This is a genomic window from Pseudomonas jessenii (assembly GCF_002236115.1).
GTDB classification, from domain to species: domain Bacteria; phylum Pseudomonadota; class Gammaproteobacteria; order Pseudomonadales; family Pseudomonadaceae; genus Aquipseudomonas; species Aquipseudomonas jessenii.
The window spans coordinates 836685-853661 of sequence record NZ_NIWT01000001.1; the positions used below are offsets into that span (position 1 = coordinate 836685).

12 protein-coding genes are annotated in these 16977 nt (G+C 62.2%); 10 read left to right on the forward strand and 2 right to left on the reverse strand.

Annotated features, from left to right (window positions below; all coding sequences use genetic code 11):
* Positions 1–6: 6 nt before the first annotated feature.
* The 10 genes from PSJE_RS03755 to PSJE_RS03800 all read left to right on the forward strand — a co-directional run bounded on the left by PSJE_RS03755 (position 7) and on the right by PSJE_RS03800 (position 14432).
* Complete coding sequence (locus PSJE_RS03755; RefSeq protein WP_090455052.1) at positions 7–987, forward strand: AAA family ATPase; 981 nt, start codon at positions 7–9, stop codon at positions 985–987.
* Positions 984–1919, forward strand: coding sequence for a DUF58 domain-containing protein (locus PSJE_RS03760; protein WP_090455051.1), 936 nt, complete (start codon positions 984–986; stop codon positions 1917–1919). Before PSJE_RS03755 ends, PSJE_RS03760 begins: the two co-directional genes overlap by 4 nt.
* Positions 1916–2482, forward strand: a complete 567-nt coding sequence (locus PSJE_RS03765; protein WP_090455050.1) for a DUF4381 domain-containing protein — start codon at positions 1916–1918, stop codon at positions 2480–2482. Before PSJE_RS03760 ends, PSJE_RS03765 begins: the two co-directional genes overlap by 4 nt.
* Positions 2469–3461, forward strand: coding sequence for a vWA domain-containing protein (locus tag PSJE_RS03770; protein ID WP_090455049.1), 993 nt, complete (start codon positions 2469–2471; stop codon positions 3459–3461). Before PSJE_RS03765 ends, PSJE_RS03770 begins: the two co-directional genes overlap by 14 nt.
* A gap of 1 nt (position 3462) precedes the next feature.
* Positions 3463–5043 carry a VWA domain-containing protein gene (locus tag PSJE_RS03775; RefSeq protein WP_090455048.1) on the forward strand — a complete coding sequence of 527 codons (1581 nt, stop codon included), beginning with the start codon at positions 3463–3465 and terminating at the stop codon, positions 5041–5043.
* Complete coding sequence (locus tag PSJE_RS03780) at positions 5040–6467, forward strand: BatD family protein (protein WP_090455047.1); 1428 nt, start codon at positions 5040–5042, stop codon at positions 6465–6467. Before PSJE_RS03775 ends, PSJE_RS03780 begins: the two co-directional genes overlap by 4 nt.
* On the forward strand, positions 6464–7489 hold the full coding sequence (locus tag PSJE_RS03785) for an HAD family hydrolase (RefSeq protein ID WP_057714983.1): 1026 nt from the start codon (positions 6464–6466) through the stop codon (positions 7487–7489). The genes PSJE_RS03780 and PSJE_RS03785 overlap by 4 nt, the downstream gene beginning before the upstream one ends.
* A 73-nt stretch (positions 7490–7562) precedes the next feature.
* A complete protein-coding gene (locus tag PSJE_RS03790; RefSeq protein WP_057714984.1) occupies positions 7563–9143 on the forward strand; it encodes an arylsulfatase in 1581 nt (526 codons plus the stop codon).
* 191 nt (positions 9144–9334) lie between these two features.
* Positions 9335–11848: a fused MFS/spermidine synthase gene (locus tag PSJE_RS03795; RefSeq protein ID WP_090455046.1), complete on the forward strand. Its 2514-nt coding sequence runs from the start codon at positions 9335–9337 to the stop codon at positions 11846–11848.
* A 223-nt stretch (positions 11849–12071) separates the two neighbouring features.
* Positions 12072–14432 carry a tetratricopeptide repeat protein gene (locus tag PSJE_RS03800; RefSeq protein WP_090455045.1) on the forward strand — a complete coding sequence of 787 codons (2361 nt, stop codon included), beginning with the start codon at positions 12072–12074 and terminating at the stop codon, positions 14430–14432.
* Positions 14433–14553: 121 nt separating this feature from the next.
* Here PSJE_RS03800 and PSJE_RS03805 read toward each other — a convergent pair whose 3' ends face one another.
* Positions 14554–15033: a DUF934 domain-containing protein gene (locus PSJE_RS03805; protein ID WP_090455044.1), complete on the reverse strand. Its 480-nt coding sequence runs from the start codon at positions 15031–15033 to the stop codon at positions 14554–14556.
* The gene (locus PSJE_RS03810) at positions 15030–16703 is read right to left on the reverse strand and encodes a nitrite/sulfite reductase (RefSeq protein ID WP_090455043.1); all 1674 of its coding nucleotides are present in this window, start codon (positions 16701–16703) and stop codon (positions 15030–15032) included. The genes PSJE_RS03805 and PSJE_RS03810 overlap by 4 nt, the downstream gene beginning before the upstream one ends.
* Positions 16704–16977: the final 274 nt, after the last annotated feature.

The window sequence follows — 16977 nt, forward strand, 5'->3', positions numbered from 1 at the left end:
GACCCCATGACCGCACTCAACGACCTCAATGCCCTGCAAGCCAGCATCGCCGAAGCCGTGCTCGGCCAGGATCAGGTCATTCGACAAATCCTTGTGGGCCTGCTGGCCAACGGTCATCTGCTGCTGGAAAGCCTGCCCGGCCTGGCCAAGACCCGCACGGTGAAAGCATTGGCCAAACACCTGGACGCGAAGATGAGCCGCATTCAGTTCACCCCGGATTTGCTGCCGTCGGACATCACTGGCGCCGAGGTGCTGCATCAGGTCGAGGGCAAGAACGAAATCCGCTTCCAGCCCGGCCCGCTGTTCGGCAACCTGATTCTCGCCGACGAAATCAACCGTGCACCGGCCAAGGTCCAGGCGGCGTTGCTCGAAGCCATGGAAGAACGCCAGATCACCGTGGCCGGCAACAGCCATGCGCTGCCGGAACTGTTCATTGTGGTAGCGACTCAGAACCCGATCGAACAGGAAGGCACGTACCCGCTGCCGGAAGCGCAGATGGACCGCTTCCTGATGAAAGTGTTGCTCGATTACCCGAGCGCGGAAAACGAAAGCCAGGTGCTGCGTCTGCTGCGCGAAGAAGAACAGGCCCTCGGCGCCAGGACCGCTGCGGTGCAGGGATTCTCGTTGTCTCAGGACGTGGTGTTCGCCGCGCGCCGAGAAGTCAGTGCCGTGCACGTCTCCCCGGCCATCGACCGTTACCTGATCGACCTGATCAACGCCACTCGCCACCCTGTCGATTACGACGCCGACCTCGGGCGCTGGATCAGCATCGGCGCCAGCCCTCGCGGCGGCATCGGTCTGGACCGCTGCGCCCGGGCGGACGCCTGGTTGCAGGGCCAGGATTTCGTTTCTCCGGACAATGTCCGCGCCGTGGTGCACCCGGTGCTGCGCCATCGTCTGCAACTGAGCTACGACGCGGTGGCCGATGGTGTGAGCGCCGATCAAGTGCTCGACCGTCTGCTCGATAAAGTGGCGATTCCTGCGTGAACACCGACGGCCTGGTGTATGTCTCTCTGGCCCAGTTGATGGCCCTGGAGTTCAAGGCCCGTGACCTGAGCTTTCTGGCGCGTCAGCCCCAGGGCAGCATCCTGGCCGGCAACCACGCTTCACGCTTGCGTGGCCGGGGCTTGAACTTCGATGAGCTGCGTCGATACCAGCCCGGCGATGACCTGCGCCACCTCGATTGGCGCGCATCCCTGCGCACCGGCAAACCGGTGGTACGGACATTCACCGAAGAACGCGACCGCCCGGCGCTGATCCTCGTCGACCAGCGCATGTCGATGTTCTTTGGTTCGCAACGCAGCTTCAAATCCGCGGTCGCCGCCGAGCTCGGCGCCCTGGCGGCGTGGATGGTGTTCAACGCCGGCGACCGCGTCGGTGGACTGGTCTTCAACGATCAACGCATCGACAGCATCGCCCCGCTGCGCAGCCGCAAACGGATCGAAGCGCTGTGCAGCCGCATCGCCCAGCAGAACCAGGCGCTCAATGCCGCCAACCCGGACGCCGAGGGCGAAGACCAGCTCGACAAGGTCCTGCAGCATTGCCTGGCCGTGGCCGGTCACGATCACCTGATCTGCATCGTCAGCGACTTCGCCGGGGCCGGCGAACGCACCTTGCAACTGATGCGGCAACTGGCGGCGCACAACGATGTAATTGCCATGCAGGTGTATGACCCGCTGGCGCTTAACCTGCCGAAAAACGGCCGCGTGCTGGTCACCCAGGGGCAATTGCAGGTGGAGCTGGCGGTGGATCGGCAACAGGTGCACCAGCCGCTTGGGGATTTTCTCAGCGGGCGGCTCAAGGATGTCGCGACTTTGCTGCGCCGCAGCCAGGTGCCACTGATGATGTTCAGCACCGCAACAGAAGCCCACGAACAACTGCGCGCCGAACTGGGCAAGCTTACCGGAGGGCGCCGATGAATCCCGCTATCCCGAGCATCGACCAGCTCAAGGAAATGGCGCTGCCGGTGCCGGTCAGTTATGCACCGCAAACCTGGGGGTGGTGGGCGTTGCTGACGTTGTTGATCGTTACGTTGGTGGTGACCGGTGCGCGGCGCTACCGGCAATGGCGGCGCGATCGCTATCGGCGCGAGGCGTTGGTGCGGCTGGAGGAATTGCAGCAGCGCAGCAATGACCTGAGTGCGTTGCGTGAGCTTCCGGAGCTGCTCAAACGGGTCGCGATCTCTATGCCTTACGCAAAACCTGTGGGAGCGAGCTTGCTCGCGATGGCGTCCGGTCAGTCACCACCACCTTTGATTGCAAGCTCGCTCCCACAGGACTCTCCAGCGGGGTTGGGGAAAGAGGACTGGCAGGCATTTTTGCAGCGGCACAGTAAACAGCCGCTACCCGTCGACTTCAGCCAACAACTGTCGCTGCTGGCCTACGCCCCCGACGCAACATTGCGGGCCATGCCCAATGAACAGCGCCAACAGCTGTTCAGCACCTGCAAAACCTGGGTGGAGCGCCATCATGTGGCAGCTTGATTACCCTTGGCTGCTGATCCTGCTGCCGCTGCCGTGGTTCGGCTATCGCTACCTGTCCGACTACCGCGAAGCGCGCAGCGCCGTGCGTGTACCGTTTTTCGGGGCGATGAGCCGCGCCGTCGGCCAGGCACCGAGCCAGGCCGGCACCCGCAGCAACGGCTGGCAATTGCTCCTGAATCTGCTGGTCTGGACGCTGTTGCTGGTGGCGGCAAGTCGGCCGGTGTTGGTGGAAAAACCCATCGAGCGCCAGCAGCCGGTGCGGGACCTGATGCTGGCCATCGACATTTCCCAGTCGATGGAAACCACCGATTTCACCGACGCCAACGGCCAGAAAATCAATCGCCTGGCCGCAGTCAAGGAAGTGGTACACGGGTTCATCGACAAACGTAAAGACGATCGAATCGGACTGATCGTGTTCGGCACAGGTGCCTATCCGCAGGCACCGCTGACCCTCGACCACGCCAGCCTGTCGCTACTTCTGGACGACACCGGCATCGGCATGGCCGGCCCCAACACCGCCATCGGCGACGCCATCGGCCTGAGCCTGAAACTGCTGACTCAGGCCCAAGAGCAGGAAAAAGTGCTGATCCTGCTCACTGACGGCAATGACACCAGCAGCGCCATCACCCCGGATCACGCGGCCGCCATAGCCGCGGCCAAAGGCGTGGTGATTCACACCATCGGCATCGGCGACCCGACTGCCGAGGGCGAAGCCAGGGTCAACCTGCAAGGCTTGCAGGACATTGCCCAAGCCACGGGCGGGCGTTTCTTCCGCGCCGAAGACCGCAACGCCCTGGATCAGGTCTACAGCACTCTGGACAAACTCACCCCGCATCAGGTGAAAACCCTCAGCCACCAGCCCAAACGCGATCTGTTCTGGTGGCCACTGGGCGCTGCCATTGCCCTGCTGGCGCTTTATCACCTGGGCGCCCTGCTGCTTCCACGGCTGATGCTCGCCCGTCAACGGCAGGAAGCCTGACATGGACATCAACCTCAGCGACTTCCATTTCCTGCGCCCACTGTGGCTGTTGCTCGCGGTGTTCGGCGCATTGCTGCCATTGCTGTGGCGGCGCAACCAGGACCTGCAACGGCGCTTGCGCAGCAACATTGCCGCGCACCTGCTGCCGCATCTGCTGATCACCCCGCAGGACCGGCAACGTCTGCGTCCCGTGCATCTGGTGTGTGCGCTGCTGGTACTGGGCGCCATCGCCGCCGCCGGACCGACCTGGGAGCAGGATCGGCCGGACTTTCTGGAAAACCGTGCGCCGCTGATCATTGCCATCGACCTGTCGCCCTCCATGGACGCCAGCGACGTTCCCCCCAGTCGCCTGGAAGCGGTCAAGCACAAGCTCCACGACTTGATCCAGCGCCGCGCCGGTTCGCGCAATGCCTTGATTGCCTACGCCGGCAGCGCGCATCTGGTGTTGCCCGCCACCGACGACCCGGCGCTGCTCGATACGTTCATTCAGGCCCTGAGCGCCGACCTGATCAGCAAACCGGGGAAAAATGTCAGCGCGGTCATCGATCAGGCCAAGCGCCTGCTCGCCGCCGAGAAAACGCCCGGCACCCTGCTGCTGATCACCGATGGCGCCGACATCTCGGCACTGGCCGGGCTGGACAAGCAACTGGCAGACAGTGCGCTGCAAGTGCTGATATTGGCGGCCGGCAGCAGCGACGGCGGGATCATCCGCGATGCCAGCGGCCAGCCACGCACCGACAGCGACGGTCGCCCGCAACTCGGCAGCTTCGATCAGGACGCCCTCAAGCAGCTTGCCTCAACGCTGGACGCCCCGCTGGGCAGCCTGACCCTCAACGATGACGATCTGGACTGGATCGAACTGCACGCCGAGCAGCACTTCCAGGCAGCCAGTGACGAGCAGCGCGAATTGCACTGGAAAGACGCCGGTTACTGGCTGTGCTGGCCGCTGTTGTTGCTCGCCTTCTTCAGCGTACGCAAGGGCTGGAGCCTGAACTGGATGGCTGCACTACTGCTGACGGTGGGTTTGGGCCTGCAACCGGCGCCGGCACAGGCCAACGCGCTGACCGATGCCTTTTTCACCCGCGACCAGCAAGGTCGCTGGGCCTTCGAACATGAGCACTACCCTCAGGCGGCGGCACTGTTTGTCGATCCGTACTGGAAAGGCGTGGCCGCCTACAACGCCGCCGATTTCGACCTGGCACTGGCCAGCTTCGCTCGGCTCGATACACCGCAGGCGTATTTCTACCTGGGCAACATCTACGTGCGCCGCTTCAAGTTCGATCAGGCCATCGCGTCCTATACCCAGTCGCTGAAGTTGCAACCGCAGTTTCCGGAAGCCACGGCCAACCTGGCCCTGGCCATTGCCTTGCAGAAAGACACCGAAAGCGCCGAGAAAAACACGCCAGAGGTCAAACCCGACGAAATCAAGATGGACAAGGCGCCGGGTAAAGGCCAAAGCAAAAAGGTGGAAACCCAGCAAGCGGCCTCGGATGAGCAATGGTTGCAGAATCTCACCACATCGCCGGCGAAATTCCTCAAGCAGAAATTCAGCTTGCAGGATCAGGCGGGGGTCAAGCCATGACCTACCTTCAGGACCGAGTCGCTGCCATCGCGGGCAAGCCCGCTCCCACATTTGATCCAAGCACCCCACAAATCCACTGTAGGAGCGAGCCTGCTCGCGATGGCGCCAGATCAATCACCACAACACTCTGCGCCCTGCTCATTAGCCTGATCAGCCTCAACACATTCGCCGCCGACCCTCAGTTGAAAGTCCAGGCCACCCTGCAACCCGCCGACCCCGTCATGGTCGGCAGCCTGGTCAAGTTGCAACTCGATGTCTTCACCGACTCCTGGTTCACCAGCGCCCCCACCCTGCCCGACCTGAAGCTGCCCGGCGCATTGGTGATGCCACCGGACGGCCATGCCCAGCACATCAACCAGACCTTCGACGGCCAGTCCTTCAGCGGAATGCGCTACAGCTACCTGATCACCCCGAACCTGGCCCAAGGCTACGACATTCCGGCGCTGACGGTACAAGCCACACCGGGTCAGGCCAGCCACGAACTCAGCGCCCAAAGCCAGCCTTTGCATTTCAATGCCGCGCAACCACCGGGGTTCCAACCCGGTGAGGCGGTGCTGGTGGCTCAAGGGCTGCGGTTTACCCAGAAGACCGTCAATTCGGCCACGCCGCTGAAGGTCGGCGACAGCATCACCCGGGAACTGACCTTGCAGGCCGACGGTGCCCTGGCCATGTCACTGCCGACACCGACGCAGGATGACATCAAGGGCCTGAGCCGCTACCCGAAAGCACCGCAGATCCGCAATCTGGATGACGGTCGCGGCAACTTCAATGGCGGCCAGCGCATCGACAGCGTGACTTATCGAATCGACACCGAAGGCCATTACAGCCTGCCTTCCGTCGAAATCAAATGGTGGGATGCCAGCAGCCAGCAAACCCGCACGGCCACGGTGCCTGCCGTGACCTTCGACGCGGTGGCCAACAGCGCCTACAAGCCGGTGTTTTCCATCACCGAAGATCTGAAAAAACTCGGCCAGCAGAATCGCCTGCACCTTTCCGGGCACTGGTTCGGACTATTGACACTGGTGTTGGCGGTAATGGCACTCGGCTGGTTCAGTCGCCCGCTCGTACACCGCACGCACCTCAAGTGGCAAGCCCGACGCCGCGCCCGACATGCCGCCTGGCTGGAGTCCGCCGACTACGCGTGGCGGCAGATCCCGCCGCAGATCGAAGGCAAACCGGCGCAACTCAGCGCCCTGTACCTGTGGACCCGACGCAGCCGCCGGGGCCTGAAACTGACCGGCCTCGGCCCGCGCCTGCAAACCTTCCTGCGCGCCTGTTATGGCCGCGAACCGGACAAAGACCAGGCGCTGCGCCAAATCAGGGAATCCTTGTCTACGCTGCATAGTCAGGCCGAGCGTAACAGGGAATCAGTCGCACCTGCCCTGCGCCCACTCAACCCGGTTCACGAGAAGGAATTCCCATGACAAATCCGATGACGTTTCGCCACCCGGGCTTCAAGTTTTTGCTGACCCTGGCCTTGAGCCTGCCGCTGCTGGTCCAGGCAGCCGAGCCACTGCCCTCCTGGAACGACGGTCCGTCGAAAAAGCAGATCATCGAGTTCGTGCAGACGGTCACCGATCAAAACAGCAAGGACTTCGTCAAACCCGAGGACCGCATTGCCGTGTTCGACAACGACGGCACCTTGTGGAGCGAGCAACCGATGTACTTCGAGTTGCTGTTCGCCCTGGAAGAAGTCAAACGCACCGCGCCGCAGCACCCGGAATGGAAAACCACCCAGCCGTTCCAGGCCGTGCTGGAAAACGATCACAAGGCACTGGCCGCCACCGGCATGGAGGGCCTGCTGAAGATCTTCGGTGCGACCCACACCGGCATGACCACCGAAGCGTTCGATGACTATGCCAAGACCTGGCTGAGTCAGGCCAGGCATCCGAAAACCGGCAAGCCGTACACCGAAATGATCTTCCAGCCGATGCTGGAGATGCTCGACTACCTGCGCGGCAAAGACTTCAAGACCTACATCGTCTCCGGTGGCGACACCGGGTTCATGAGAGCCTTCGCCGAGAAGGTCTATGGGGTACCGCCCGAGCAGGTTATCGGCACGACCTTCGTTACCAGCTTTGAATACAAGGATGGCAAGGCGTCGATCCTGCGCACGCCGAAACTGGCCCACAACGACGATGGCCCGGGCAAACCGGAAAGCATCGACGCGGTGATCGGTCGTCGGCCAATCCTCGCCTTCGGCAACTCCGACGGCGACCTGCAAATGCTCCAGTGGACCGCCGACGGTCCCGGCAAACGATTCATGGGCCTGGTGCATCACACCGACGCCAAACGCGAATGGGCATACGACCGGCAGTCGCAGATCGGTCGTCTGGACAAGGCCCTGGACGAAGCAAACAAGCGTGGCTGGACGGTCGTCGACATGGCGTCCGAATGGCGTCGTATCTACCCGTTCGATGCCGCCACTTCCGAGCAAGTGCAATAAAAAGACGTTACGCAGGACCGCAATAAACGTTTGTCGCAGCACGCGACGCAAGTGAGCATAAGGAGCCAGTCAGATGACTCGCATACGTAAGTGGATACCGAAACTCGCCCTGGTGGCGACTACGGTCATGGCGTTTTCGGCAACCGCCGGGGCCGCTGAGAAACCCAACATTCTCGTGATCTTCGGCGACGATATTGGCCAGACCAACATCAGCGCCTACTCCATGGGCGTGGTCGGCTACAAGACTCCGAACATCGACCGGATTGCCAAAGAAGGCATGATGTTCACCGACTACTATGCGGAGAACAGCTGCACCGCCGGCCGGTCGACATTCATCACCGGACAGTCGGCGCTACGTACCGGGCTGTCGAAAGTCGGGATGCCGGGTGCCCCGGTCGGCCTGCAAAAACGCGACATCACCATCGCCCAGGCCCTCAAGTCCCAAGGCTACGCCACCGGTCAGTTTGGCAAGAACCACCTGGGCGACAAAGATGAATACCTGCCGACCAACCACGGATTCGACGAATTCTTCGGCAACCTGTATCACCTCAACGCCGAAGAAGAACCCGAGCGTCCGTACTGGCCCAAGGACGACCCCGCGTTCGTCAAGGCCTACTCGCCGCGCGGCGTGATCCACAGCTTCGCCGATGGCAAGATCGAAGACACCGGCCCGCTGAACACCAAGCGCATGGAAACCATCGACGACGAAACCACCGCCGCCGCGCAGGCGTTCATCGAGAAACAGGCCAAGGCGGACAAGCCGTTCTTCGTCTGGATGAACACCACCCGCATGCACTTGTTCACTCACGTGCGTGAATCGATGAAGGGCCAGAGCGGCATGCCCGGCAACGATTATGCCGATGGCATGATCGAGCACGATGGCGACGTCGGCAAACTGCTGAAAACCCTCGATGACCTGAAAATCACCGACAACACCATCGTCGTCTACACCACCGACAACGGCCCGAACCAGTTCTCCTGGCCGGACGCGGCAACCACGCCGTTCCGTAACGAGAAGAACTCCAACTGGGAAGGTGCGTACCGCGTTCCGGCGATGGTCCGCTGGCCAGGCAAGATCAAGCCGGGCGAAGTGTCCAACGAGATGTTCTCGGGCATGGATTGGTTCCCGACCTTGCTGGCCGCCGCTGGCGATGCCGACGTGAAAACCAAGCTGCTCAAGGGGTGGGCACCGACTTCGGGCGGCACCAACTTCAAGGTGCATCTGGACGGTTACAACCAACTGCCCTACCTGACCGGCCAGGCGCCCAAAGGTGAGCGCAAGGAGTTTTACTACTTCAACGATGACGGCGTGCTGGTGTCGATGCGCTTCGACAACTGGAAAGCCGTGTTCTGCGAACAGCGCGCACCGGGCGGCTTCAAGGTCTGGAGCGAACCGTTCGTATGCTTGCGCGTACCGAAGATCTTCAACCTGCGCATGGACCCGTATGAACGTGCCGACGTGGTTTCCGACCAGTATTACGACTGGCAAACCAAGAACGTCTACCTGGCGGCTGTAGCCGTCGAAAAATCGGCAACGTTCCTGCAGACCTTCATCGAGTATCCACCCAGCCAGAGACCGGCCAGCTTCAGCATCGACCAGATCCGTGCTGCGGTAGACGCCAAGATCGCTGAAAAAATGAAAGCTGCACAGTAAGACCGCTGGACCGCCGCTCGCCTTCATTGGCGAGCGGTACTGTTTCCGAGTTGGGACCGTATTGGCCCCAATCGCGGGCAAGCCCGCTCCCACATGGATTTTGTCGTACCGAAGATCCAGTGTGGGAGCGGGCTTGCCCGAGATGAGGCCCGTACAGTCGCAGTTTTCTTGAATTGCAAAGGCAATCCGCAATGACCTCACGTGTCGCCAGCAAATCGTCGGCCATACCTTCCCCGCAAGTCGCCTCCCCGGCGCTGTTGATCCCCGCCCTGCTGCTGTTTGTCTCCGGCGCCGCGGCGCTGGTGTATCAAGTGCTGTGGATCAAGCAGTTGTCGTTGGTCGTAGGCGTCGAGGTCTATGCCATCACCACCGGGATCAGCGCGTTCTTTGCCGGGTTGGCCCTGGGTGGCTTGCTGTTCGGGCGCTGGGCGGACCGGATGCAGCAACCGGTTGTGCTGTACGCCGGGCTGGAAGTGCTGGTGGCCGTGCTCGGTGTCTCTGCAACCTTTGCCATGAGCCTGGCGGCCAGCCCGTTTGCCTGGCTGGAGGCACACTTGGGCTTGCTGGCCTGGGTGCTGCCGTTCGCGCTGGTGGGTATTCCCGCCCTGTTGATGGGCGGCACCCTGCCGGTGCTGGTTCGCTCCCTGGCCACTGACCCGCAACACCTGGGCAAGGCCGGCGGGCAGCTGTATGCGGCGAACACCGCCGGGGCCATCGCCGGCACCCTGCTCGCCGCGTTCGTGCTGATTGCCACCCTCGGTGTGCGCGGCAGCGCGCTGGCCGCTGCCATGCTGAACCTGCTGGCCGCCGCAGGGGCCTTGTGGTTCCAGCGCCAGCGCTTGGCACCCGTCGATGCCCCGGTGAAACATCACACTGAAAAAGCCCCCGACCGCCTGGCCCTGTGGCTGTATTCTATTGCCGGTGGTGTAGCCCTGGGCTACGAAGTGGTGTGGTCGCAATCGATCGTGCAATTCATGAGCACCCGCACCTACGCCTTTGCCGTGGTGCTGGCGACTTACCTCACCGGCTTGTTCCTGGGCAGCATGCTGTTGGCCCGTCGGGTCGATCGCCTGCGCGATCCCTGGGGGGTGTTCGGCGTGCTGATTGCCGCAGCCGGCGCGATTGCCTTGCTGGAAGTGGCGTTGCTCGGACGCTGGCTGGTGCTCGCCCAGACCCTGGCCGAATCCTGGGTATTGTCATTGGGCGGCAGTGAACTGGCTGGCATGAGCACGCGGTTTGCGGTGGCTGCCTTGAGCATCGTGTTTGTGCCGACCCTGTTGTTGGGGGCTGCGTTCCCCTTGGCCCTGCGCTTGAGCGTCGGCGGCGAACAGGTGGGGCGCCATGTCGGCGAAGTCGTCGCGTTCAATACCCTTGGCGGGATTGTCGGTGTGATGCTCTGCGGCTTTGTCCTGATCCCGATGCTGGGTCTGGTACGGACCCTGGGCCTGCTGGCGCTGATTGCCGCCGGTATCGCGTACCTCGCCGTGCGCAAGGGCCATGGTGTGAAGAAAGGCCGGCGTCAGGCGGTGGTTGCCATTGGCCTGGTGTCCCTGGCGCTCGCCGTGTTCACGCCGGTCAACAAGCTCGCCAGCCTGCTGCCGGGCGCGCGCAACGGCACGCTGACGTTCTACGAAGAAGGCCGTGGCGGCACCGTCGCCGTGGTCACTCAGGGCAAGGGAGAAAGGGCATTCCAGCGTTTGTACATTCAGGGCGTATCCAATACCGGTGACGCCATGCCGTCCCTGCGCTACATGCGGATCCAGGCGCTGCTGCCCCTGCTGATCCACAACGGTGAGCCGCGCTCGGCACTGGTGATCGGGTTCGGTACCGGCATCACCGCGGGCGCCCTGACCCGCTATCCCGGCCTGGAACATCGCGTGGTCGCCGAACTGCTGCCTTCGGTGGTCAAGTCAGCCCCCTTGTTCAAGGGTAATTTCAACGCCGCGGCCGATCCGGGGGTCGATGTGCGCTTGCGTGACGGTCGCCAGGAACTGCTGCGCAATCCGCAGCGCTACGACCTGATCACTCTCGAGCCGCCACCGCCCTCCGCTGCCGGCGTGGTCAACCTGTATTCCCGGGACTTCTACCAACTGGCCGCCAGCCGTTTGCACAAACAAGGCCTGGTCGCCCAATGGCTGCCGCTGCCGACGCAGAACATCGACGACTCGCGCTCACTGGTGCGCAGCTTCCTCGACGTGTTCCCGTACGCGACCCTGTGGACCAGCGAGTTCCACGAGATGCTGCTGGTGGGTTCGATGGAGCCGATTGAACTGGATGCGGCGAAGATCAACGCGCGCTTCCAGCAGGACAGCGTTCGCAGCACCTTGCAGGATGTCGGCGTCGGTTCGGCCGCAGCATTGCTCGCGACATGGGTGACTGATCGTGAGGGGCTTGAACGCTTCGCTGGCGATGCGCAACCGGTGACGGACGATCAACCGCACATCGAGTACGCACCCTGGGTTCGCTCGAAAGAGATCAGCCGCGTGTTGCCCGCCCTGCTCGCCCTGCACCAGTCGCCAGCCGTGTTGAACGCCGACGCCGGGTTCATCGAGCGCATGAACACCCAGCAACAACGCCTGATGCAGTTCTATCGGGCGAGCCTGCATGCGTACGACGGAAACCGTGACGCTTGGGCCAGGGATATGCGCGAGGTGATGCGTGGGGATTCCGGGAATCCGTATTACCGGTGGTTTGTCGGGGAGTGACGTGGCGCCTGACAGATCGCCTTCGCGGGCAAGCCCGCTCCCACAGGTTCGGTGTCGATCACAACATTTGTGCACGACACAAGACCTGTGGGAGCGAGCTTGCTCGCGATGGGGCCATCAGTCTCAAAACAATGCCATTTGACACACGCCGACCATCCGGCAAAGCTGCATCGAGCGTCATCGCGCGCCGCAAGGCAATCGCACCTGGACCATGGAAGTCGTAATGCCGAAACATAAAAATAAAGCTGCAACCCCAAACCCTGATTCGCAACCGACCCTGATCAACCGTTATCTGTTCCCTGTCACCATCGGCATCCTGCTGCTGGCTGTGGCGGGTATTGGCTGGTTTTTGCTGGGCAGTACACCGACGCCGCTCAAACCAGTCCCCGTCAGCGCGCCTGCCGTACAACCGGCCAAACCGCAACCGGTCGCTGTCAAGCCTGCGAAAATGGTCGATGAGCAACAATGCCAGGGCTGCCACGGCGAGCAGGTCAAGGACTGGCAAGGCTCCCATCACCAACTGGCGATGCAGCAAGCCAACGCGGACACCCTGCTCGGCGACTTCAACAACGTCACCTTCAAGGCCGAAAAAGAGACCACGGTGTTCTCGCGCAAAGGCGACGAATTCTGGGTCAACACGCCGGGTATCGATGGCAAGAATGCCGATTTCAAAGTCGCCTACACCTTTGGCATCGCCCCCTTGCAGCAATACCTGATCGAGGTCGGCGAAGGCCGGCTCCAGGCCCTCGGCGTGGCCTGGGATACCGAGAAGCAGCGCTGGTTTCACCTCTATCCGGGTCAGGGCGTGACCTTCAAGAACCCGTTGCACTGGAGCAAGCCGAGCCAGAACGCCAATTTCATGTGCGTCGAGTGCCACACCACCGGTTACAAGCGCAATTTCGATGCGGCGAAAAACACCTTCGACAGTCACTGGAACAGCCTCGGTGTCGGCTGCCAGGCCTGCCATGGCCCGGCGTCCAATCACCTGGAATGGACCGCGAAGAAAACCGACCTGATCCACGTAGGCTTTGCCGTCGACCTCAAGGACAAGAACGCCACCGTCGAAATCGAAACCTGCGCCCGCTGCCACTCTCGCCGCGCGCCCCTGGACGATGGCTACACGGTCGGCAAACGGCTGATGGACGACTACCTGCCGAGCGTCCTGACCCGCGAGTTGTACGCGCTGGACGGCAAGATCAAGGACGAAGTGTTCGAGCACGGCTCCTTTGCCCAGAGCAAAATGTTCGACAAGGGCGTGCGTTGCAGCAACTGCCACAACCCCCACAGCACACAGTTGAAGGCACCCGGCAACGGCGTTTGCCTGCAATGCCACAACACCGCTGGCAAAACCACCGTGGAAGGCGTCGACGGCAATGGCCTGCAAGCGAAAAACTACGATTCCATCGAACACACTCGCCACACCATGGGCCAGCCGGGTTCGCAGTGCGTGGATTGCCACATGCCCGGCAAGTTCTACATGGGCAACGACTTGCGGCATGACCACAGCTTCAGCATTCCCAATCCTGAGCGAGCTAAGAAACTCGGTACACCTGACGCCTGCCTGACCTGCCACAAAGGCAAGGCCGGCGACAAGGTCACCGAGCAGTTCAAGCTGTGGAACACCGCCAACGCCAGCGCGGTACAAGCCCCTCGCTACGACGAAAGCCTGTGGCTGATTCGCAACGGCCAGCCCGGCGCCGCGCAGGCGTTGTTCGAGCAACTGCAACGCAGCAACCTGCCGGCGATTCAGCGCGCGACGCTGCTGGCCGAACTGCCGGCGTACCCGAGCGAACAGGCGTTGAAACTGGCTACCAGGGACCTGGGCAACCCGGCGCCGCAAGTCCGCGAGAGCGCGGTGCGGGCGGTCAGTGCCTTCCTGCCGCCTGCGGAGCGCGCGCCATTGCTGACACCGTTGCTGAGCGACCCGGTGCGGGCTGTACGCATCGCCGTCGCCCGGGACCTGCTCAGCGTCGCACGCAATGGCTTGGGCAGCGCCCAGGACGCCTGGAATGCCGCCATTGCCGAGTACGAAGCGGTGCAAAAGAGTCTGGCCGAGCGCGCCGAGGCCAACCTGAACCTGGCCATGCTCTATCAGGCCGATGGCCGCAGCGCAGAAGTCGAAGCTTTGCTGCGTACCGCCCTGCAGCGCGATCCGGACTTCTACCCGGCGCTGGTCACCCTGGTGCAATGGCTGGAGGCCAACGGTCGCAGTCAGGAAGCCCATGCCCTGCTGGGGCAAAGCCTCAAGGACCACCCCGACTCTGGCCTGCTGCAACACACTCAGGGCCTGGCGCTGATTCGTGCGGGCCAGGCCGCTCAAGCCATGCCGTACCTGCGCAAGGCCGCGCAACTGGATCCCCAGAGCGGGCAGTTCGGCTATGTGCTGGCAGTGGCCCTGCATGACAGCGGCAAGATTGACCAGGCGTGCGCCGAACTGGAACGGCTGTTGAAGGTGCAGCCGGCCAATCGCAATGCCCGGTTGTCGTTGATCCAGTATTACCTGGACAACGGGCAGGAGCCCAAGGCGCAAGTGCTGTTGCAGGGCTGGAAGAAAATGAACATGGGGGATCCGGCGTTGAAATGACGGGAGATTCTTGTAGGAGCGAGCTTGCTCGCGATGGCGTTACAGGCGACGCGTTCATCCAAAAAAATCGCGTTTTCGTTGACGTCCATCGCGAGCAAGCTCGCTCCTGCAGGGACCGAATTCAGCGCCGCCTGAACAACGGCCGCGGCTCAATCACCGAACGCCCGTACAACACGCTCATCCCCGCCAATCCCTTCAATGCATCTTCTGCGGATTTGTCTTCACGCACGGCAAAGCTGTCGAAACCGCATTGGCGCATGTGGCTGAGTTGATCGCGCAAGACATCGCCGATGGCGCGCAACTCGCCGGCCCAACCCAATCGCGCACGCAGCAGATACGCCTGGCTGTACCCGCGGCCATCGCGAAAGCTCGGAAAATCCAGGGCGATCAAGGGCAGTTGGGTAAACCATGGCTGAAGGCTTTCCACTTCATCGTCCGGCCCCAGCCACACGCCGTTTTGCAACGGGTTTTCCAGCCAACGGCTCAGCGGCAGAATCGTTGCTCCCACGGGCAGCGGTGCTTGCGGGTCGCGCACGAGCTTCCATTGATCATCCGCGACAATCCGCGCCACGCCCTCTTCCAGCCGCAACAGATTGTTCATGCCGACACCTCCAGCACTTTCGCATAGACCGCCTCCTTGAACGGCTCTAGCCCGATCCGTTGGAAGGCGTCGACGAACAGTTCTTCGCTCTCGCGATAACGCACGAAGGTGTCGATGATGCGCTCGATCACCTCGGGCACTTCGGCGGAGCTGAAGGACGGGCCAATGACCTTGCCCAACGCACTGTTCTTGCCCTGGGCGCCGCCGAGGGTGATCTGGTACCACTCGGTGCCGTTCTTATCGACCCCCAGAATGCCGATGTTGCCGATGTGATGGTGACCGCAGGCATTCATGCAGCCGGAAATATTGAGGCTGATATCGCCCAGGTCGTGCAGGTAGTCGAGGTCTTCGAAGCGTGCGGCAATAGCCTTGGCGATGGGGATCGACTTGGCGTTGGCCAGCGCGCAGAAGTCGCCACCGGGGCAGGCGATGATGTCGGTGAGCAATCCGGCGTTGGCGCTGCCCAGATTGTGTCCGCAGGCCAGGCGCCACAGGGTGAACAGATCGGCCTTGGACACGTCCGGAAGGACGATATTCTGCTCATGGGCAATGCGGATTTCACCGAAGCCAAAGCGCTCAGACCACTCGGCCACCGCCTCCATCTGTTCGGTGGTGACATCGCCCGGTGGCGCAGCGCTGCCGGGCTTGGTCGACAACACCACGCTGGCATAGCCCGATATTTTGTGCGGCTGCACGTTACGCTGCACCCAGCGAGCGAACGCCGGGTTTTCGGCCAGGTGCGTGCCGAAATCGAGATTGGTGTCGGACAGATCACGATAGGGCGGTGCGACGAACGCACTGGCCACCCGCTCGAACTCGTCAAGGGTCAGTTGCGCCGGGCCGTCCTTGAGGAACTGCCACTCTTCTTCCACTTCCCGGGCGAAGGCCTCGATGCCCAGGGCTTTGACCAGAATCTTGATTCGCGCCTTGTACTTGTTGTCCCGCCGGCCATGGCGGTTATACACCCGCAGCACCGCCTCTACGTAAGACAGCAGGTGCTGCCACGGCAAGCCTTCGCGGATCTGCACGCCGAGGATCGGCGTGCGCCCCAGACCGCCGCCTACCATGACTCGCAGGAGCATGTGCCCTTCGGAGCCTGGGTAAAGATAAAGGCCGATGTCATGCATCATGATCGCCGCGCGGTCCTGCTCGGCCGAGCAGATGGCGATCTTGAACTTGCGCGGCAGGAACAGGAATTCCGGGTTGATGGTCGACCACTGCCGCAGAATTTCCGCCAACGGTCGCGGGTCAATCATTTCGTCGGCCGCAACCCCGGCAAAGGCTTCGGTGGTGATGTTGCGCACACAGTTGCCGGAGGTCTGGATCGCATGCATTTCCACCTCGGCCAGGCGTTCGAGGATCGACGGCACCTGGGCCAGTTCGATCCAGTTGAACTGCATGTTCTGCCGGGTGGTGAAATGGCCGTAACCGCGATCGTAATCCCTGGCGATGCTCGCCAACGTACGCATCTGCCGGGCACTCAGCGTGCCGTAGGGAATCGCCACTCGCAGCATGTAGGCATGCTTTTGCATGTACAGGCCGTTCTGCAGGCGCAATGGCAGGAACTCTTCTTCGTTCAGCTCACCGGCCAGAAAGCGCTCGACCTGATCACGAAACTGCGCAACTCGTTCGAGCACCAATGCCCGGTCGTAGTCGTCGTACTGATACATCTGGCTACCTCATCAGAATTAGGCACAGAACCCTGTAGGAGCGAGCTTGCTCGCGATGGAGTCAAAGGCGACGCGTTTATCCAGGAGGTTCGCGTTTTCGTTGACGTCCATCGCGAGCAAGCTCGCTCCTACAGGGGGCGCAAGTCGGGCTCTGCGGCTCGTTTCGAGGTAATGACTATGAGCTTGCGGCGCAGTACGTTACAGATTCACTTGAACTCTAAAAAACCGTATCAGATCACGGTGGACCGCCGCAGGAGCGCCGAAAAATCTGATC